The 18,627-nt window shown below is 68.9% G+C and carries 16 protein-coding genes and 7 pseudogenes; 13 read left to right on the forward strand and 10 right to left on the reverse strand.

Annotation, left to right across the window (positions count from 1 at the left end):
* Nucleotides 1–22 precede the first annotated feature (22 nt).
* From AQJ64_RS16655 to AQJ64_RS45865, 4 genes and pseudogenes are all read left to right on the forward strand, one after another.
* A complete protein-coding gene (locus tag AQJ64_RS16655) occupies nucleotides 23–1,339 on the forward strand; it encodes a MalY/PatB family protein (protein WP_079061713.1) in 1,317 nt (438 codons plus the stop codon).
* Between the two features lie 118 nt (nucleotides 1,340–1,457).
* Nucleotides 1,458–2,486, forward strand: a complete 1,029-nt coding sequence (locus tag AQJ64_RS16660; protein ID WP_055631742.1) for a molybdopterin-dependent oxidoreductase — start codon at nucleotides 1,458–1,460, stop codon at nucleotides 2,484–2,486.
* A 2-nt stretch (nucleotides 2,487–2,488) separates the two neighbouring features.
* A complete protein-coding gene (locus AQJ64_RS16665) occupies nucleotides 2,489–3,571 on the forward strand; it encodes a carbon-nitrogen hydrolase family protein (RefSeq protein ID WP_063788643.1) in 1,083 nt (360 codons plus the stop codon).
* Nucleotides 3,572–3,689: 118 nt separating this feature from the next.
* Nucleotides 3,690–4,025 (forward strand): annotated as a pseudogene (locus AQJ64_RS45865) (glycoside hydrolase family 3 protein); the annotation flags it as partial.
* 189 nt (nucleotides 4,026–4,214) lie between these two features.
* Here AQJ64_RS45865 and AQJ64_RS16675 read toward each other — a convergent pair.
* Nucleotides 4,215–5,189: an LLM class flavin-dependent oxidoreductase gene (locus AQJ64_RS16675; RefSeq protein ID WP_059202739.1), complete on the reverse strand. Its 975-nt coding sequence runs from the start codon at nucleotides 5,187–5,189 to the stop codon at nucleotides 4,215–4,217.
* A gap of 86 nt (nucleotides 5,190–5,275) precedes the next feature.
* Here AQJ64_RS16675 and AQJ64_RS16680 point away from each other — a divergent pair, with 86 nt between their 5' ends.
* Complete coding sequence (locus tag AQJ64_RS16680; RefSeq protein ID WP_059202740.1) at nucleotides 5,276–6,058, forward strand: helix-turn-helix domain-containing protein; 783 nt, start codon at nucleotides 5,276–5,278, stop codon at nucleotides 6,056–6,058.
* Here the strand turns inward: AQJ64_RS16680 and AQJ64_RS16685 are convergent.
* The 4 genes from AQJ64_RS16685 to AQJ64_RS16700 form a co-directional block, all read right to left on the reverse strand.
* On the reverse strand, nucleotides 6,037–6,279 hold the full coding sequence (locus tag AQJ64_RS16685) for a hypothetical protein (RefSeq protein ID WP_055639086.1): 243 nt from the start codon (nucleotides 6,277–6,279) through the stop codon (nucleotides 6,037–6,039). The two genes, AQJ64_RS16680 and AQJ64_RS16685, sit on opposite strands and share 22 nt — an antisense overlap.
* Before the next feature lie 245 nt (nucleotides 6,280–6,524).
* Nucleotides 6,525–6,968: a DUF2267 domain-containing protein gene (locus AQJ64_RS16690; RefSeq protein WP_059202741.1), complete on the reverse strand. Its 444-nt coding sequence runs from the start codon at nucleotides 6,966–6,968 to the stop codon at nucleotides 6,525–6,527.
* Nucleotides 6,969–7,021: 53 nt separating this feature from the next.
* Nucleotides 7,022–7,417, reverse strand: a complete 396-nt coding sequence (locus AQJ64_RS16695) for a DUF2267 domain-containing protein (protein WP_059202742.1) — start codon at nucleotides 7,415–7,417, stop codon at nucleotides 7,022–7,024.
* A gap of 101 nt (nucleotides 7,418–7,518) precedes the next feature.
* Entirely contained in the window at nucleotides 7,519–7,950 is a 432-nt protein-coding gene (locus tag AQJ64_RS16700; RefSeq protein WP_059202743.1) for an Hsp20/alpha crystallin family protein, read from the reverse strand.
* A 128-nt stretch (nucleotides 7,951–8,078) separates the two neighbouring features.
* Here AQJ64_RS16700 and AQJ64_RS16705 point away from each other — a divergent pair, with 128 nt between their 5' ends.
* The 3 genes and pseudogenes from AQJ64_RS16705 to AQJ64_RS16710 all read left to right on the forward strand — a co-directional run.
* Nucleotides 8,079–8,708 (forward strand): hypothetical protein, encoded by a 630-nt coding sequence (locus tag AQJ64_RS16705; RefSeq protein ID WP_059202744.1) that lies wholly within the window; start codon nucleotides 8,079–8,081, stop codon nucleotides 8,706–8,708.
* Nucleotides 8,709–9,329: 621 nt separating this feature from the next.
* Nucleotides 9,330–9,584 (forward strand): annotated as a pseudogene (locus AQJ64_RS50845) (aminoglycoside phosphotransferase family protein); the annotation flags it as partial.
* Nucleotides 9,585–9,721: 137 nt separating this feature from the next.
* Nucleotides 9,722–10,589, forward strand: a pseudogene (locus AQJ64_RS16710) (IS701 family transposase); the annotation flags it as partial.
* Here AQJ64_RS16710 and AQJ64_RS50850 read toward each other — a convergent pair.
* Nucleotides 10,584–11,171, reverse strand: a pseudogene (locus AQJ64_RS50850) (transposase); the annotation flags it as partial. The pseudogenes AQJ64_RS16710 and AQJ64_RS50850 sit on opposite strands and share 6 nt — an antisense overlap.
* Before the next feature lie 96 nt (nucleotides 11,172–11,267).
* Between AQJ64_RS50850 and AQJ64_RS45880 the strand changes: the two are divergent.
* From AQJ64_RS45880 to AQJ64_RS16725, 4 genes and pseudogenes are all read left to right on the forward strand, one after another.
* Nucleotides 11,268–11,567: pseudogene (locus tag AQJ64_RS45880) on the forward strand (integrase core domain-containing protein); the annotation flags it as partial.
* A gap of 47 nt (nucleotides 11,568–11,614) precedes the next feature.
* A complete protein-coding gene (locus tag AQJ64_RS16720) occupies nucleotides 11,615–12,004 on the forward strand; it encodes a hypothetical protein (RefSeq protein WP_055638931.1) in 390 nt (129 codons plus the stop codon).
* 25 nt (nucleotides 12,005–12,029) lie between these two features.
* Nucleotides 12,030–12,194: pseudogene (locus AQJ64_RS45885) on the forward strand (Ku protein); the annotation flags it as partial.
* Nucleotides 12,195–12,236: 42 nt separating this feature from the next.
* Nucleotides 12,237–12,842, forward strand: coding sequence for a carotenoid oxygenase family protein (locus AQJ64_RS16725; protein WP_055638932.1), 606 nt, complete (start codon nucleotides 12,237–12,239; stop codon nucleotides 12,840–12,842).
* A 224-nt stretch (nucleotides 12,843–13,066) separates the two neighbouring features.
* On the opposite strand, the gene AQJ64_RS16730 is transcribed toward AQJ64_RS16725, so the two are convergent.
* The 4 genes and pseudogenes from AQJ64_RS16730 to AQJ64_RS50855 all read right to left on the reverse strand — a co-directional run.
* Complete coding sequence (locus AQJ64_RS16730) at nucleotides 13,067–14,626, reverse strand: MFS transporter (RefSeq protein ID WP_059202745.1); 1,560 nt, start codon at nucleotides 14,624–14,626, stop codon at nucleotides 13,067–13,069.
* Nucleotides 14,627–14,638: 12 nt separating this feature from the next.
* Nucleotides 14,639–15,688, reverse strand: a complete 1,050-nt coding sequence (locus AQJ64_RS16735; protein WP_059202746.1) for an amidohydrolase family protein — start codon at nucleotides 15,686–15,688, stop codon at nucleotides 14,639–14,641.
* 251 nt (nucleotides 15,689–15,939) lie between these two features.
* On the reverse strand, nucleotides 15,940–16,557 hold the full coding sequence (locus AQJ64_RS16740) for a 2-keto-4-pentenoate hydratase (RefSeq protein ID WP_099054075.1): 618 nt from the start codon (nucleotides 16,555–16,557) through the stop codon (nucleotides 15,940–15,942).
* Nucleotides 16,558–16,562: 5 nt separating this feature from the next.
* A pseudogene (locus AQJ64_RS50855) lies at nucleotides 16,563–16,676 on the reverse strand (XRE family transcriptional regulator); the annotation flags it as partial.
* A 569-nt stretch (nucleotides 16,677–17,245) separates the two neighbouring features.
* Here AQJ64_RS50855 and AQJ64_RS16745 point away from each other — a divergent pair.
* Nucleotides 17,246–18,481 carry a trans-sulfuration enzyme family protein gene (locus AQJ64_RS16745; RefSeq protein WP_055637023.1) on the forward strand — a complete coding sequence of 412 codons (1,236 nt, stop codon included), beginning with the start codon at nucleotides 17,246–17,248 and terminating at the stop codon, nucleotides 18,479–18,481.
* Nucleotides 18,482–18,627: the final 146 nt, after the last annotated feature.

Genomic DNA, 18,627 nt, shown 5'->3' on the forward strand with positions numbered 1-18,627 from the left:
CGGTTCACCATGGAGGTTGCTCATGAACCAGTCGCCCTTGGCCCGACCCCTGCCCGCACCGACCGACCGAGGACAAGGGAGCGCCGTCAGAGGGACCGCCCCCACGGACGGCACCCCCGCAGCCGGGGAGTTCGCGAACCCGCTGGAGGATCTGTCCCTCGAGCAGCTCCTTCGGCGCGGGAGCATGAAGTGGCGCACACATCCGGCGGATGTCCTGCCCTTGTGGGTGGCGGAGATGGATGTCCGGCTCGCACCGGCGATCGCCGACGCGCTGCACCAGGCCATCGAGACCGGTGACACCGGGTACCCCTTCGGAACCGAGTTCGCCGAGTCACTGGTCGCCTTCGCCTCCCGGCGCTGGAACTGGGACGGGGCATCGGTCGACCGTGCCGCCGTCATCCCGGACGTGATGATGGGCGCGGTCCAGGTGCTGCGGCTGATCACCGACCCTGGGGACCCGGTCGTCGTCAACTCTCCCGTCTACGCCCCCTTCTACGCCTTCATCACCCATGGCGACCGCCGGATCATCGAAGCGCCGCTCGGGCAGGACGGCAGGATCAGCCCGGAGACACTCGAAGAGACGTTCCGACGAACCCGGGAACGGAACAGAAGGGGCAAGATCGCCTACCTCCTCAGCAATCCGCACAACCCCACCGGAGCCGTCCACACCCTGGAAGAGCTCACCGCCGTGGCCGGGCTGGCTCGCCGGTACGGGGTCCGTGTCGTCGCCGACGAGATCCACGCCCCGCTCGTGCTCCCTGGCGCCAGGTTCACGCCCTACCTGAGCGTGCCCGGCGCCGAGGATGCCTTCTCGCTCATGTCGGCGACCAAGGGCTGGAACCTCGCCGGAATCAAGGCGGCGCTCGCCCTCGCAGGTCCGGAGGCAGTCGCCGATCTGCGCCGGATACCCTCGGAGGTCCACCTCGGCGCCAGCTATCTGGGCGTCATCGCGCACACGGCGGCCTTCCGCCACGGCGACGCATGGCTCGACGCGTTGCTCGCAGGGCTTGACGCGAACCGGACCCTGCTGGCTGAACTCGTCGCCGAGCACCTGCCGTTGGTCGGATTCACCAGGCCGGAAGGGACTCACCTGGCCTGGCTCGACTGCCGGTCACTCGGCGTGGCCCAGGAAGAGCGCGGCACAGGTCTCGTGGCCGTCACCGACCTGGCCGGACCGGCCAAGCTGTTCTTCGAGCAGGGCAGGGTGGCCCTGTCCTCCGGCCACATCTTCGGCACTGGAGGAGCCGGGCATGTCCGCCTGAACTTCGCCACCCCTCAGTCCATCCTGACGGAGGCGCTCACCCGGATGGGACGCGCCGCCGCGCTTCACGCGGCCTAGCGGCTCAGCCTTGAGTCGACGCGCCGACAAACCCCGTCTCGCGGTCGTCCCACCAGGCAAAGTCGAAAGTAACGATCAAGAAGGCCTGGACGCCGACCCAGGAACGAGAGCCTCTGCCATGCCCACTCCCTCCCGCCCCGACGCCCCGGACAACACTCACCGCGCCTCGATGCTCGTAGAAGGCTTCGGCCTGGACCAGAGACTACGGCCGCCGGACATGACCTCCTTCCTCACTCCCGAGGCAGACCTGTTCTCCGTCTGGCATCTGGGCATCCCCGATGTCACCACCGACAGATGGTCATTGACGGTCGGCGGAGCGGTCGCACAGCAACTCACCCTGTCTCTCGACGACCTGCGAGCCCTTCCCCAGACAGAGATCACCTCCGTGCACGAATGCGCCGGCAGCCCTCTCGCGCCGTCGATCCCCCAGCGACGGGTGGGAAACGTCCGCTGGGGAGGAGTCCGCCTCAGCGAACTCCTCCGCCTCGCCGGGCCGGACGACGGGTCGGCCTACGTCATCTCCGCCGGCCTCGATCACGGTGTGTACGACTCCACGTACCACGATCACTACGAGAAGGACCTCCCCCTGGACAAAGCCCTGGACGGAACCACCCTCGTCGCCCTCACCGTGAACGGAGCCCCACTGCCCGCACGCCGCGGAGGACCGGTCCGCCTCGTCGTACCCGGCTACTACGGCACCAACTCGACCAAGTGGCTGACCGCGCTCACGGTGTCGGACCGTCGCAGCACCGGCGCCTTCACCACCAAGTACTACATGGACCCACCGGCAGACGCCTCAGCACAAGCCACCCCGGTATGGGAACTGGCACCCAACTCCTTCCTCGTCGCACCCGTCGACGCAGGCGTCCACGCCGGAAAGCCCGTCGAGATCTGGGGCTGGGCCTGGGCACACGAGCCCGTGACGCGAGTCGACATCAGCGTCGACGGCGGGCAGACGTGGACACCGGCCCGGGTCACATCCCGCACGGGACACGCCTGGCAGAGGTTCACCCTTGCCTGGACGCCCTCCTCGGTCGGCGAACACATCCTCGCCTGCCGCGCGAGGACGCTCTCGGGTGCGACACAGCCCTCAACCCCACGCCGCAACCGCATCCACCAGCGCGTTGTCTTCGTCACCCAGGAGTAGCCATGGGCAGTACCGTCACCGTCGCCGCGGCACACCTCGAACCCGTCCTGCTGAACAAGCGGGACACCGTCCGCAAGACGATCGACGCGATCGGCGAAGCCGCCCGCAACGGTGCCCGGCTCATCGCCTTCCCCGAGTCGTTCATCCCCGGTTTCCCGATCTGGACGGCGCTCCGTGCGCCGATCCACAACCACCAACTGTTCACGACCTTCGTCGAGAACTCGATCTATATCGACGGCCCAGAGATCGAAGAGATCCGTCAGGCGGCCCGCCGCCAGGACGTCCTCGTGTCGGTGGGGTTCAGCGAGCGAAATCCCGCGAGCCTGGGCAGCATCTGGAACTCCAACGTGCTCGTCGGGCCGGACGGGACCATCCTCAACCACCACCGCAAGATCGTCCCGACGTTCTACGAGAAGCTCGTGTGGACGCCGGGCGACGGGCACGGACTCCGGGTCGTCCCCACGCCCTTGGGGCGCCTCGGTGCGCTGATCTGCGGCGAGAACACCAACCCACTCGCGCGCTACACGCTGATGGCCGAAGCCGAGCAGGTGCACATCTCGACCTACCCGCCGCTGTGGCCAACCCGCGATCCCGGCTCGGCAGGCAAGAACTACGACCTGGAGAACGCCATCCGCATCCGCGCCGGCGCCCACTCCTTCGAGGCCAAGGTCTTCAATGTCGTCGTCTCCTCCGTCTTCGGCGAGCAGTCGGCGAGGACGCTCAGCAGCCTGGGCGAGGAGGCAGCACGGGTCGCCGAGGAGAGTGCGAGGGGAGTGTCGCTGGTCCTTGATCCCTTCGGGGACGTGATCAGTGACGTCATGCGCGAAGAGGGCCTGCTGTACTGTGCCTTCGACCCGGACGACATCCTCGAACCCAAACAGTTCCATGACCTCTCCGGCTCGTACAACCGGTTCGACATCTTCGACCTGCGGGTCAACCGGCGGCGTGTCGAACCCATCTCGTTCTCTCCCAGCGCATCGACCGGGGCCCTCGGCAGCGCGGCTTCAACTGCCGGTACTCACACTGGTTCCGCCACCATCCCGACCCGGGACCAAACACGAATCACCGGACCAAACGCTCAGTGAGACGACTTCGACGACCAAGCGTGGCAGGACGTGGCAGCGGCACTGATGGAGCCCTGGGGAGACAGGCAGTACGAGGCACACGTCCACTTCATCGACGATCCGGCCTGGGCAGGGGCGGCTGATCGCCGAGGCGGTCGAAGCGGCGCGCGCCGCCGACACGGCGGTCGTCGTGGTCGCCACCACCGACCGCGTAGAGTCGGAGGGCTTCGACCGCGCCGACCTGAAACTGCCGGGCCACCAGGACGAACTGGTGCGCGCCGTCGCGGCCGTCAACCCCCACACGGTCGTGGTCGTCAACTCCGGCTCCCCGGTGGAACTGCCCTGGCGGGACGAGGTCGCCGCCATCCTGCTCAGCTGGTTCCCGGGTCAGGAGGGCGGCGCCGCCCTCGCCGACGTCCTCACCGGAGCCCACGAGCCCGGCGGACGGCTCCCCACGACCTGGGGACCCCTCAGCTTGCCGTTACGGTGGGGCCGGCGACCCTCGGCCGATCGTGACAGTGCGACAGTTGTCTGGGGTCAGGGGTGCCTGCCGTGCGGCTGGCGGTGTTGTGTCAGCGGACAGCGAGTGGCGCTGCCAGGCCCGGTCTCGACGCCCGCCACGCCAACTCGCCTGGGGGCTGTCCCACAGTCGGTCGGGTCAGGCTCAGGAGCCTTCTGCGGCGGCGGTGTGATCCATTGCCTTCTGGACGGCGGGGATCAGGTCCGCAAGCCGTTCGAGTTGATCGCGCTGGGAGCGCAGGTCCAGGGCACCGAGTCGTGCGACGATGTGCTGGGCGCCGGCGGCGATGTACTGTCCCAGGCGCCGGAGCACTTGGTCGGCGGAGCCGGTGACAACAGCCTGTACCCTCTCCAGTTCCTCCAACGGCATGCCATATGTGGCGCGTGCGTAGGCGTCCAGTGCTCGACGTCCGCTCTCGGTGTCGTCGTCGATACGGACCGAGACGAACAGTGCGGGGGTGATGTCCTCGACTGCACGCCCGGCGTCGGCCGCGGCTTGGCGGACATTGCGGAGGCCGGATGCGTAGTCGGCGGGGGCAGGCGGGTAGGGCAGCCATCCGTCGTACGTCCGGCCGGTGCGGGTCAGCGCTGCGGGGGTCGCGCCGCCGAGCCAGATGGGCGGGCCACCGGCTCGGGACGGCCTGGTCGTGGGCGGGATGTCATCGAACTGGAGGATCTCGCCGTGGAAGGAGTCGGCGCCGTCCCATAGGGCCCGCCACAGTGCGACTGTCTCGTCCAGGCGGGCGAAGCGCCTTTCCCACGGCAGCTCGGACAGCGTGTAGAGGGGCCGCCCGAAGCGGCCGGGGAAGCCGGCGCCGACGGTCACGGTGAGCCGGCCGCCGGACAGCACGTCGATCGACCCAAGTGACTGCGCGGCCTGGATCGGCCGTCGCAGGAACGGCATCAGTGCAGCTGTACCCAGCGTCACGTTTTCGGTCGCCGGAGCGAGCGCGGCCAGCATCGTGAGTGCCTCGATGCGCGGGCTCATCAGGGAGTCGTTGACGAAGAGCGAGGAGAAGCCCAGGTGTTCGGCCTGGCGGCCGAAGGCGACCAGCTCGCGGGGGTCGTCGGCCGGGCCCCACTGGGCGGTTCCGGTCGGAAGCAGCACACCGATGTCCATGTCGGCGATGTTCCCGACCGGTGCGGGTGGCGACAATTCCCTGCGGGGAATGGCCTGGGACCCTCCACCGCCGTTACAACAGGTCCGTGGACTTCCCTCGTGTGCTTCGCGAACGGCGTACCCGCCGTCATCTCAGCCAGCTCGACCTGGCGCTTCGGGCGGGTACCACGCAGCGTCATCTCAGCTTCATCGAATCGGGCAGGTCCGTCCCCGGCCGGAACATGGTCGTGCGCCTGGCCGAGTCGCTGGAACTTCCGCTGCGGGAGCGCAACGAGCTGCTGCTGGCCGCAGGGTACGCACCCGCCTACCCCGAGAGCGCACTCGACGACCCGGTGCTGGCTCCCGTGCGCACAGCGATCGGTCACATCCTTCGCGGGCATCTGCCGTATCCGGCGTTGGTTGTGGACCGCGGTGGTGACCTGATCGCCGCGAACGCCGCATTCGACCTGATCACCGAGGGGGTGGCCCCCGAGCTGGTCGGCCCGGGCACGAACATTTACCGTCTTGCGCTGCATCCCGACGGCCTGGCTCCCCGCATCCACAATCTCGCCGAATGGGCCCGCCACATCCTGGCCCGCCTCGGCCACCTGGCAGAGTTGCGTGCCGAGCTCACGGGGTACGTTCCCCAGCTGGATCCGTCTGCCGGGCTACTCGGTTTCGCAGTTCCGCTCCGCCTGCAGTCCTCGTATGGTGAGCTGCGTCTGATGACGACCGTGACCACCTTCGCCACCGCCGTTGACGTAACGCTTGCCGAGCTGAAGCTGGAGGCGTTCCTGCCGGCCGACGCGGCGACGGCCGAGGCACTCTCGGCAGCCGTCGGGCCGATGGGCGCCTCTGCTGCTGCGGATCAGGCACCCGGTGCCATGTAATCGGTTTTGATCCGGCCGTCGTCATCGAGCATGAGAATTTCCAAGCCTCCAACCACCACTGAATCCGCGGCGATCTCTTTGATCTCCGCGGGCGGATGAAGGATATGGGTGCCGTCCTCGGCCCACAGCCGCTCGATGGCCGCGCGCCGTTCGGCGGCCTCCGACAGCGTCCATTGAGCCATGTAGCGGTCAGCCAGGTGCTGCGGGTCGATCTTGCTCACGTGAAACTCCTTGCCAGGCAGGTCACTTCGAACCAGTCGTGCGATGCGCAGCGGTGACTGACAAGGTTGCGTCCAGGTCTGCGGCCCGTTCTTGATCTTACTCGGGCAAAGGACCGTTTATGAGAAACACCGCCCGAGACGGTCATCATGCACAGCGAAGGCGGAAGTCCCCGATCGCGCGGATCGGGGACTTCACCAAGGGCCGCCGGAGGGATCCTGTTGCGGCCCGGGGGTGCCGGTGCCGTTTACGCGGCGGAGGTGAGTTCGGCGCGGCCGAACAACAGCGCGTGGCCGGTGGGGAGCTGGTGGAGGATGCGGGTGATGAGGTCAGGGCCGGCGTGGGCGGCGACGGCCGCGAAGACGGAGCCGGTGTCCCAGCGGGTGGTGGCCAGGGAGGCGCCGGAGCGGGCGGCGAGGTCCTTGACGAAGGCCCAGCCGGTCAGCGGCTGGGTGTCGGGGATCTGTGCGGTCAGGACACGTGCAGCTTCCAGGGGCAGGCAGGCGGCAAGGTCGACGCGTTCGTCGCCGGTCAGCTGGCGTCCCAGCCCCGCGAGAACCAGGCGGACGGCTTCCTCGGCTCTCTCGCGGGTGGGGTAGGCGCCCTCGTAGCGGACCTTCTCCAGCATCTGCTCATACGCCGTCGAGTACGGCTGCTGGTACTCAGCCGGTACGCGCACGTCGGTGATCACTGCAGTGCATGCCTTTCGTAGAGCGGTGCGGGTGTGTGGCACCGAGGTAGGGGTCAGGTGGGCTGGGGGCGGCCGAAGAGGAGGTCGTAGCCGGCGGGGAGCTGGAGCAGGATCTGCCCCAGCAGATCCTCGTCGGCCGTGTCGGCGACCGTGGACAGCACGGCGCTGACGTCCCAGGTCGCGGTCTGCTCGGTGGCGCCCTCGATCCAGGCCGCGGTCGCCCGCACGAACCGCTCCGGGGGGAGCGGTTCGGCGCTCTGCAGCGGGTTGAGCAGGATCAGGGCGAATTCCTCCGGGAGACGTGCCGCGAGCTGGGCGCGAACCTCGCCGACCAGATGCGTGCCGAGCAGAGCGAGCACCACACGGGCCGCGCGCTCGGCTTGCTCCACAGTGCCGTACTCGCCGCGCTCCTTCACGTGGTCGAGGAACGCTTCGCGTCGCAGGGTCATCTCGCCGCCACCCCTTCTTGTTCTTCGGCCTGCCCACGGGGTGCGGAGGACGGGGTGAGGGGGAGATCAGGTGCCCGTCCTCCGCACCTGTCCGGCCGGTGTCAGCCGGAGATCTCCTTGTGGCCGGTCCCGACGCCGATGGAGATCTTGCGGGGCTTGGCGCGCTCGGCGATCGGGATGCGCAGGGTCAGCACGCCCGCGTCGTAGTCGGCCTTGATGTGCTCGGTGTCGAGGGTGTCGGCGAGCACGATCTGGCGGGAGAAGACGCCCAGCGGCCGCTCGGACAGCTCCATCTGCACGTCGTCGGCCTTCGCCACCGGCCGGCGCTCCGCCTTGACCGTCAGCATGTTCCGCTCGACGTCGATGTCGATCGCGTCCGCGCTGACGCCGGGAAGGTCGAAGGCCACCACGTACTCATCACCCTCGCGGTAGGCATCCATCGGCATCGCCGACGGCTTCGACCAGGTGCCCGGGCCCATCAGCTGCTGCGCCAGCCGGTCCAGCTCACGGAAGGGGTCAGTGCGCATCAACATCGTGAAAACACCTCCAGCAGGTTCAGGCAGTTACTGCCAATGCGCCTCACTGACACCGTTGTAACATGTCATCCAATGGATGACAAACACGATGTCGTCGACATGATGACAACCCGAGGGAGGTGCCCGTGACCGCACCCGACCAGTCGGTCTCCACCGACGCCGACGCCCACAGCCCGGCGTCGTTCCTCGCCGCCGCGGCGGCCCTGAAAGCCATAGACGACGCCCTGCGCGACGCCCAGCACGAGACCCCCGACACCCTCGGCGCCGGGCCGGCCCCGGAGCAGGCCCTCGCCTCCCTGCTGCTGCTGCGGCAGGTACGTGAGCGGCTGGCCGGATGGGAGACCGGCCTGATCGAAACCGCCCGCGACGCGGGAGCCAGCTGGGCCGAGCTCGCCCACCCCCTCGGCGTCGCCAGCCGCCAGGCCGCCGAGCGCCGCTACCTGCGCGGCCGCCCCGGCCCGGCCGGGACCACCGGCGAACAGCGCGTGACGGCCACCCGTCAGGCCCGGGCCGCCGACCGCAACACCGCCACCTGGGCCCGCCGCAATGCGGCCGACCTGCGCCGCCTCGCTGGCCAGATCACCGCCCTCACCGACCTTCCCCCTGCCGCCCGCCGCCCGCTCAATGAGCTCCACGCGGCCCTCGCCCACAACGACCCCGCCGACCTCATCGCCCCCCTGACCGCCACCCGCCCCCACCTGGCCGCCGCCCGCCCCGACCTCGCCGCCCGGCTCGACACCCTCACTCCCCCCTGACCTCGCCCGGTGCCCCGCACCAGCCCAGTCAGCCTCCGCCCCCGGGCGGCCCTCGATTGCCCTCGAAGTCCGGCGGCAGATCGTCCTCCGGATTACGCCACCGGGCGCCCAGATCTCCCGCTGACGCAGCGCATCCCGCCAGGTTTGCGGCAGAACTACACGCATCGAACTGAAGAAAATCTGTTGTGTTCACAGTAGACATTGGCTCGTCGCAGGGTTATTTTTTCCGTGTACCCAGGAAGTCGAGATGGGCACGGCAGAGATGAACTGCCGCGCATGCACGTCAAGCAGGACGCCCCACGGGGGCTGCGAGCAGTACCCGCGTTATCCAGCAGTACGACCGTGTAGCCGAAGTAGAGGAGCAGACGCCATCAGGATCGCCCGGGCGAGGAAGAAGTCCGCCCGGGTGCCGCAGGCCCCGGATTGGAAGGTGGTCCCCGGTCACGCATCCACGATCCCCGCAGTCCCGCCCTCCCAGGCGCACCTGCGGACAAAGAAGGCCGGCGCAGTTCGCCGGTAGATGGTGTTGAAAGCTCGGGGCCCGGGTGCCGTACGGCACCCGGGCCCCCCGACGTGTCCCCTGAAAGAAGAGGTCTATGCCCCCTGCCAGTTCCCGTCCCGAGGAGAGGGCCGCTTTTCGTAGACCTCGCCACGTGCTGCCGTGGGCCGATCGAGTTCGACCTCGCCCATGCCCCCGAAGAAGTGGGAGAGCACTATGCGGGGGCTGACCACGGCCTGACGCAGCGGTGCCGCGCCCTGAACTGGGCGATGTTCTCGGCCTGGCGCTGGCGCCGAGACGACCAAATGCCCGACCGCGGCCACTGGAGAGTGGAGGGACTCAACCAGGAGTGCTGCGGACGAACGCGGCCAGCTTGAGAGGACATCTCATCCCCTCGCCCCTGCCCACGTCAGCGCCCCGGACACGGACTGGTCACATGGTCGGCGGGACAAGTCCTGGTTCTGCCGCCGCATGGATCGCTGCGATTACGGCTTCGCCGATCGGGGTCAATTTCAACGAGCAGAACCTGCAGCAGTTCGTGAACCAGTCCACGTGGGACCCGGTGCCGGTGCAGCGGCGGATCGTCGAACGCATGCTGCCGTTGATCGGTCCGACGGCTTGGGTGATCGACGATGTGTCGGTGCCCAAGGACGGCCGGATGTCGGCCGGGGTGGCCCCGCAGTACTGCGGGGCCCTGGGAAAGAGGGCCAACTGCCAGGTCGCGGTCAGCGTCCACGCTGCCACCGATACCGCCTCCTGCCCTCTGCAATGGCGGCTGTTCCTGCCCGAGGAGTGGGCGTCGGACACCCCGTTCGCCGGGGCCTGGCCCGGATCCCTGCGGGCGTCACGCACCGCGAGAAGTGGCGCCTTGCTCTGGACATGCTCGACACGCTCGCCGGCTGGGGCATGAGGCCGCCGGTCGTGGTGGCCGACGCCGCCTACGGCACCAACGCACACCTGCGGACCGCGCGTCCGAGCGTGGGCTCGCCTACGTCCTGGCCGTCCGCTCGGACGTGAGCGCCCACTTCTTCGACACGAAGCCTGTGGCCCCGGCCCGCAACGGGCCGGTCGGCTGCTGGCCCCAGCCCCGCTACCGGCAGACCGCGCCATCCGTGGCAGCCCTGGCCGCCGCCCTCGGACCAGAGGCATTCACCCCGCTCACCTGGCGACACGGTACGCGAGGGGAGTTACCTCCCGCTTCGCCGCCGTGCGTGTCCGTCCCGCCGGCAAGGCCGTCGAGCGCCCTATCAAAGCCGCAGCCTCAGCAGAACAGGGCTGGTGGGACGGGATCCTGCCCGACTGCTGGCTGCTCGAAGGTCCGCTGGCGCATCGAGCACGACTACCGCGAGCTCAAGCACGGCCTGGGCCTGGACCACTTCGATCTTCAACCGGGCTGAGATCTGCTCTGGGCTCCAGGCATTCGCCAACCTGCGATTATTACGGTGCGGCTTGTTGCGCCCCTTCCAATCGGGCACCTGCGGACCGGGAAGCGCCCTACCATCCGCGGATCGGATCACGCCCGGCAAGCGGTCCTGGACGTACTCCCGCAGCCGCTCGTTCGCGGCCAGCTTCGCCTCCTTGGGGCGCCGCGCCACGAGGTCGGCCTTCCACTGCGCGACCGAGGCCCGGTACTCGAGACTGCCGCCGCGTGTGGCCGCGTTGCGCCGCAGCTCCCGGGAGATCGTTGATGGCGACCGACCCAGCCGTCCGGCGATCTGCCGTACCCCGGCGCCCCGCACGCGCAGCAGAGCGATGTCCTCCCGTTCGGCGAACGAGAGATAGCGGCCCGAGACGGTCAGGTTGATCCGCGGCATCCCCCCAGCGTGTCGGAACCACCGCGTTCCCATCGCCGGCGCAGCTCCGACAGCGACCGCCGCATCCTCACTGGTCAGGCCCTTGGCGATCTCGCCCCGGAACAGCCGCTCGACCTCGCGCCGAGTCGAGGGCCGCCCCGGCGACTTCATCGGCGACCGACCCGTCAACTCCGTCGTCCAACCCGCTGGCCGTCCCGCAACACACCTCTCTGATCAGGAGTGTTGCTACGATTGGTTGAACCCGGTCAATACACCAGTCGGGCCTTCGCCGACGCCTGCAACCAAGGCGGCGTCCGCCAGTCCATGACCGCGATCGGCTCCAGCGCGGACAACGCGCTCGCCGAGTCCGTCAACGCGACGTTCAAACGCGAGACGCTCCAGGGCCGCAAGCACTGGTCCAGTGAGCGCGAGGCCCGTCTCGACGCGTTCGGCTGGCTGCACCGCTACAACACCCGACGCCGTCACTCCCGCCTCGGACACCGCAGCCCGATCGCCTACGAAACAACGTCCCGCACAACATCACCTACGCTGACACCAGCGGCATAACCCGTGTCCAGGATTCGGGGTCAAGGCCCCACCACCATGAGGAACCATTGACATACCCGCAACTGCCCACCCCCGAGGAGAAGCTCGCCGACGCGAAGAAGCTGTTGAGCCTCCCGCGTATCGTCGTGATCTGCGGCTCCACCCGCTTCATGACCGAGATGAACGAGGCCGATCTGCGGGAGACCAAAGCCGGAAAGATTGTCGTCAAACCGGGCTGTGACATGAAGTCTCCGCACGAACTTTGGTCCGATCCTGCCGAGGCCGAGGCGCTGAAGGCTCGACTCGACGATCTGCACCGGGCGAAGATCCGGCTCGCTGATGAGGTGCTCGTAGTCGGCGACTACATCGGAGACAGCACCCGAGCCGAAATCGCCTACGCCCGGTCGCTGGGCAAGCCCGTGCGGTTCACGCACCCCGGAGTCGACCCTGACGCCTGACCGCCCGCTGCCACCACAACAGCCAGGCTACGAGTACGCCAAGGACCAGGTGGTGCCGATCTCGGATGCGGAGCTGCGGGATCTGCCGCTGCCGACGGCGAAAGCCATCGAGATCAAGGCGTTCGTGCCGCTGGAGTCGATCGATCCGATCAGCATCGCGGAGGGGTACTACTTGGTGCCGGACGGGCAGGCTCCCCGTTGAGGGCGCCATCCCGGAGGCCTCGCGGGCGCGATGTTCCGCACCTCCTCCAACCCCCGCTTCCAGCCGCGCAACACGGAGCGCCACCACTGGTGGGACGGCGACGCCATGATCGCCGGTCTCTACCTGCGGGATGGCAGGGTGGCCTACCGCACCAGCTGGGTGGCGACCGACTCGATGAAGTTCGAGGTCGAGCAGGGCGAGGGCGTCTACGGCAGCTTCGTCAACGGCGGTACGTCCGGCAGGCTGCCCGAGGGTGCCCCGCGGGGTAAGAACAATCCCCAGACCAACGCCGGCATCTTCGACGACCAGCTGCTGGTCTACTTCGAGGGCGCTCTGGCGACGGCGATGGCCCCGCAGACACTGGAGACGTACGGCCCCTACCACTTCCATGGCGGCGTCGACATCCTGTGTACCGCCCACTTCAAGATCGACCCGGCTACCGGCGACATGCTCTTCTTCGCCGCCACCGGCCCCGTCATTACCTGGTATCGCGCCGACGCGAAGACCGGCAACGTCATCGTCCCGCGTCATCGACGTCGGCATCCCGGTCCTCATGCACGACTTCACCGTCAGCGAGAACTACGCGATCTTCTTCGTCGCGCCAAACATGTTCCACTTGGACGCGCAGGCACTTGAGCAGGAGCGTGCTCGTGCATTGCCCCTCAAGGCGGCCCCGGGCTGTCGTCGAGACGGCGCGACGAAGAAGCCGGGCCTGCGAGTGATCGCCCACGCCGCTGAGTGCGGTTTCCTCGCCGCGATCCGGGCCGGCGTCGGTGCGTCGCCGACGCTGACCACTCATGACGTAGCAGCTTCTCAGCGTGCACAGGGAACCGTGGGAACCGAATGCCACCGTGCCGGAGTCAGTCGGACGTCGGCGGTGCCTTCGGTGCGCGGAACAGGCAGCCGATCGCGGCGGCCAGGACGACGACGCTGACCGCGATCAGTGAGGCGGACAGGCCGTCCATGAAGGCGGACTTGACGCCGTCTGCCAGCACTGCGCCTCGGGCACCGAGTTGATCGGCGACATGGAGGCCCGCGGCTGCGGAGTCTCGTGCGGCTTCAGCGGCTTGGGCCGGGAGCTGGTCGACGGAGTCGGGCAGGTTGGAGCGGTAGTGGCTGCCGTAGATCGAGCCCATGAGGGCGATGCCGACCGCTGAGCCGACCTCGCGGGTGGTGTCGTTCATCGCGGAGGCGACGCCCTGCTGGCCGCGGCCGAGTGAGCCGGTGATGGCGGCGGTGCCCACGGATCCGGACAGGCCGATGCCGAAGCCCGCGAGGACGAGACCGGCGAGGAACGGCAGGTAGCCGGAGTCGACGTCGAGCCGGGAGATGACGAACAGGCCGGCGCTCAGCAGGAGCAGCCCGGCGGTCATGGTGCCCTTCATGCCGACCCGTCGCACCAGGTGAGGTGTGGCCTGGGAGGTGGGCAGGACGACAACGGCGACGGGGACGAGGGCGGCGCCGGCCTTGAGCGGGCTGTAGCCGAGGACCAGCTGCAGGTACTGCAGGCCCACGAAGAAGAACCCGAAGACGGCCATGAACTGCACGAGGACGGTGATGGCGCCGGCCCGGAAGCCGCGGATGCCGAACAGTGCGGGGTCGAGCAGCGGGTGCTGATTGCGCAGGCCGAGCCAGGCGTACGCGGTGAAGGCCAGCACCGTGACGACGAGGGCGGCGATCACCGCAGGCTCCGTCCAGCCCTGCTCGTTGCCCTCGATGATGGCGAAGACGAGGGTGCCGATGCCGGTGGCGGTGCACACGGCCCCGGACACGTCCGGCGGGGACGGGTGCTCGTCCTTGGTGTCGGGCGCCAGGACGACGGCGGCGACGGCGGCGGCGAGGGCGGCCGCGGCACTGGTGACGAAGATCGACCGCCATGAGTACCACTCCAGCAGGGTCCCTGCGGCGAGCATGCCGATGATGGCGCCCGCCGCGGCGAACCCGGACCAGGTGGCCACGCCCTTGGCGCGCTGCTCGGGAGGGAAGGCGGCGGTGATCGTGGACAGGGTGCCCGGCATGATCATCGCTGCTCCCAGACCCATGACGACCCGCCAGACGATGAGGTTGGTGGTGGAGTCCGCGAAGGAGGCGGCCAGGGAGGCGGCGCCGAACACGATGGTGCCCGCGAGGAGGACATTGCGGCGACCGACGCGGTCACCGATGGCGCCGAGGGGTAGGACGAGAGCGGCAAGGGCGACGGTGTAGCCGTCGGCGATCCAGGTCAGCGAGCTGTTGGTGGCAGACAGGTCGATGGCGAGGTCGGGCAGGGCGAGGTTGAGGGCGGAGACGGAGGCGACGACCAGGACCAGGGACAGGCACATCGCGAAGAGGACGCCGTGATGGCCGGCGCGGCCGGTTGCGACGGCTTCCTGTGCGGCTTCGGCCTGATCGTCGGGCTTGCGGAGCGGCGCTGTGGGCATGAACAACCTGTCCTAGTCGGTGCCGGGCTGGACGAGCTTGAAGACAAGACGGGCGGCGGTGCGCTGGGCTGCCTGGCGCAGGCGTACCGGGGCCGGGAGGGCTGGGGGCGGCGTTGGGGGAGTGGCGGCCAGCCGGGGGAAGAGCGCTTCGGCGTTGGTGCTGTTGACGGCCTTGAGTGTGCCCGGGTCGATGTTGCTGTCGAGGCCGTTGGCGAAGTACTGCGCGGCGGGAGTGGGGGCGAAGGGCCAGTCGCTGCCGAAGAGGATGTGTCCGGGGCGGGCGAAGGCGAGCAGGGTCGGCAGGGCGGCGGGGCTGGAGGACAGGGCGGTGTCGAAGTAGAAGGAGCGGAAGTCGTCCAGCACGTCGAGCGGGCTGCGCCTGGTGTCGTTGGCGATGGTGACGGCCATGCGGTGTGAGGAGTAGGGGACGAAGCCGCCGGCGTGGCTGAGGATGAACCGGATGTCCGGGTAGCGGCGCGGGATGCCGTTGCGGACCAGGAGGTAGGCGGCGCGGGTGGTGTCCAGGAGGAAGTCGGCGGCGAAGGCGGGAATGCCGTCGACCGGAGGCGCGGGCAGTTCCGCCGGGTGCACGAAGATCACCGCACCGCGGTCGTTCAGGGTGCGCCACAGCCTGTCCTGGCCGTCGGCGCCGAGGTAGGTGCCCCGGTTGTTGGCGAGCAGGGTGACGCCGTCGGCGCGCAGGGCGTCCAGGGCCCGCGTGGCCTCGGCGGCGGAGGCGTCGGCGTCGGGCATGGGCAGGGTGGCGAAGAAGCCGAAACGGCCGGGGCGGTCGGCGGTCAGGGCCGCGGAGTGGTCGTTGAGGCGTCGGGCCAGGTCGGCGGCCTCGCTGGGGTCGGTGAGGAAGCCGGTGCCGGGCGTGGAGACGGAGACGATCGAGGTGGTGGTGCCGAGCAGGTCCATCAGGTCCAGTGCCGACTCGGGGCTCCAGTCGGGCAGGGCCCGGCCGCCGGCGTCGGCGATACCGGCCTTGGCGAGCTCAGCCCGGTAGAAGTCGGGCACTGCATGCTGGTGGACGTCGATGCGCTGTGTTGAAGGGGACATGTAACGGGGCCTTTCATGCGGGTCTGCGTGCTACGGCGGGGAAGTCGTGTCATTCCGGCCGCCGACCACGCGCTGCCGACTGCGCGACGAGCAGGCTATGGGCGTCGGCGCCCCGGGGCCCCAAGGAGTCCGGAGTGGCGGTGACCGAGGGCCATTTGAAAGACCGGGAGAGAGAATCGGGGTCGGGACTGGGGGCGGATCGGGAACCTGGCCTTTGATGTCTCTGGCGGGATGGCGGGTGGGATGGTCGGTCAGACGAAGGACACCGAGACCGAGCCGAGGGCTCCGAAACGGGCCTCCACCTTCTGTCCGGCGCCGACGAAGGGAGCGGTGGTCATGGCGCCGGGCAGGACCACGTGCCCGGGGTCCAGTCCGGTACCGAAGGCGGCGAGCGTGTTGGCCAGCCAGGCGACCGCGGTCGCCGGGTGGCCCAGGACCTCCTTGCCGCTGCCGGAGGCCACGTAATCACCGTTGACGTGCAGGTCCACGGTGACCGCCGAGAGGTCGGGCGCATATTCCATCGGTGTCCAGGAGCCGCAGACCAGCCCCGTGGAGCTGGCGTTGTCCGCGACGGTGTCGACCAGGGTGATCCGCCAGTCGCGGATGCGGCTGTCGACGATCTCCAGTGCGGGAGCGACCGCCTCGGTGGCGGCCAGTACGTCACTGGTGGTCACGCCGGGTCCGCGCAGTGGCCGGGCGAGGCGGAAGCAGATCTCGGGTTCGACGCGCGGAGCGCAGTAGCGGGTGGCGCGTATGGTGCCGCCGTCGCGTTGCACCATGTCGTCCAGCAGGTGCCCGAAGTCCGGCTCGTGTACGCCGAGGAGTTGCTGCATGGCGGCGGAGGTCAGACCGACCTTGTGGCCGGTCACCGTCGCCCTTTGCTGACCTGGGAGCGTCGGCTGAGTTCCCCCTGGGACAGGCCCGCACGCACGCGTGCTGCCCGCACGTTCAGCGCGACGGCCCGCAGAGCTGTCGACGTGTCGGCCACCTTGTTCACCTTTCCTTGGCGGGTTGTCCGGAGGCATCTCTCGGTCGTTTCATCAGGGCTGCGCCGGGTCGCTCCGATGCCAGAGCGGATCATTCGACCGGGCCGCGGATCGCTGCGGAACTCTGCTGGTCGGTCCCGGACGACGGGCCCGCGCGGTGACCCCGCGCAGGGCGGGAGACGGCTGCGCGTATCGCCCAGAGCCACGCCTGTTGGAGCACCCGGACTTACAGCACAGTCGTTTCAGTAGCCAGTTCGGTCGTTTGATTGTACGCTGGGGTGGGTCCGCCGGACGCGATTACCTGAGCGTCGGCTGGGCTTGAGGCGGTCCGCCCTCCTCATGCGGGAACCCTCCGCACCGACCGCGAAGACGGCTTCGCCACTGCCGCAGGTGTCCTGTCCGTCCCGCGCCGAACAGACCGCGTGCACCTCGGCCGGGACACCCTCAGGTCCCTGCCTGAGACGCCCCACGCCGGGCCTGGCCAGTGCCCGGCCCCCGGCGCTCAGCCCCCGCCGACCCATTTCTTGTCTTACGGCATCCCCAGGGGTGCCGACGAAAGGAACCACCGACCATGAGCACTGCTCCCTACGCATCGGGCACTCCTCGGCCCGACAAGCACGACCCGTCCACGCTTGCCTTCGCGACGCAGTCGGTACATGTCGGCAACACGATCGACAAAGGCACGGGGGCGGTGCGGACGCCGCTGGTGATGGCCAACTCGTATCTGCTGCCGGAGGATCCGTCGACCATGGACTGGTCCTCGCCCGAGGGACTGGTCTACACCCGCAACTCCGGTGCCAATCAGGTCAATCTGCAGACCAAGCTGGCGGCGATCGAGGGTGGTGAGGACGCGGTCGCGTTCGCCACTGGTGTGGCTGCCCTGCACAGCGTGTTCTTCACGCATCTGAAGTCGGGTGACCACGTGGTGGTTTCCAACGTGACCTATGACGCCGTCTATCGGCTGTTCGCCGAGTTGTTCCCGGAGAAGTACGGCATCGAGGCCACTTTCGTCGACATCAGTGACCTCGACGCGGTCCGCGACGCCGTGCGCCCGAACACGAAGCTGGTTCACGCCGAGACCATCGCCAACCCGACCACGACGGTCGCGGACATCGCCGGCCTCGCCGAGATCGCGCACGCTGCCGGCGCTCTGCTTTCGGTCGACTCCACCTGGACCCCGCCGCCGTTCTACCGTCCCCTGCGGGACGGCGCGGACCTGGTCGTGCACTCGCTGACGAAGTACATCAACGGTCACGGAGATGCCATGGGCGGCGTCGTCGTCGGGGCCCGGGACCTGGTGGACCCGATCCGGCACGAGGCCATGGTCGAGGTGGGCGGCGTGATTTCGCCGTTCAACGCCTGGATGATCATGCGTGGCTCGGTGACCCTGCCGTTGCGCCTGAGCCAGCACCTCGCCTCCGCGGAGAAGGTCGCGGCGTACCTCGCCTCCGATCCGCGGATCGCCTACGTGTACTACCCGGGTCTGGAGTCACACCCGCAGCACGAGACGGCACGTCGGCAGTTCGCCGGGGCCGGGTTCGGCGCCATGATGGCCTTCGCCGTGGACGGCGACTCCGAGACACAGAACCGGTTCGTCAACAACCTGCAGGTGATCACCTCTGCCGTGTCGCTCGGCCATGACGAGTCCCTGATCGTGCATGTCGGCGGCAGCGGTCGCGGCGGTATGGAGAACTACCCGGAGCCCTTCAGGAAGTACGGGCATCTGCGTCTGTCGATCGGTCTGGAGGACGCGGACGATCTCGTCGCCGACATCCGCGCCGCCCTCGATGCCACCTTCCCGTCCTGATCCGACTGTCCCACGAGTCCGCCGACGCTGTGGCGATGCCGCAGCGTCGGCACAGGTGACTGCTGTGACGCCCACATGCCTTCTCTTCGACCTCGACGGAACCCTGATGGACTCCGCCCGGGCATCGCCGCCGGCGTCGCGAGCGC

It is taken from the genome of Streptomyces griseoruber, assembly GCF_001514205.1.
Classification (GTDB): domain Bacteria; phylum Actinomycetota; class Actinomycetes; order Streptomycetales; family Streptomycetaceae; genus Streptomyces; species Streptomyces griseoruber.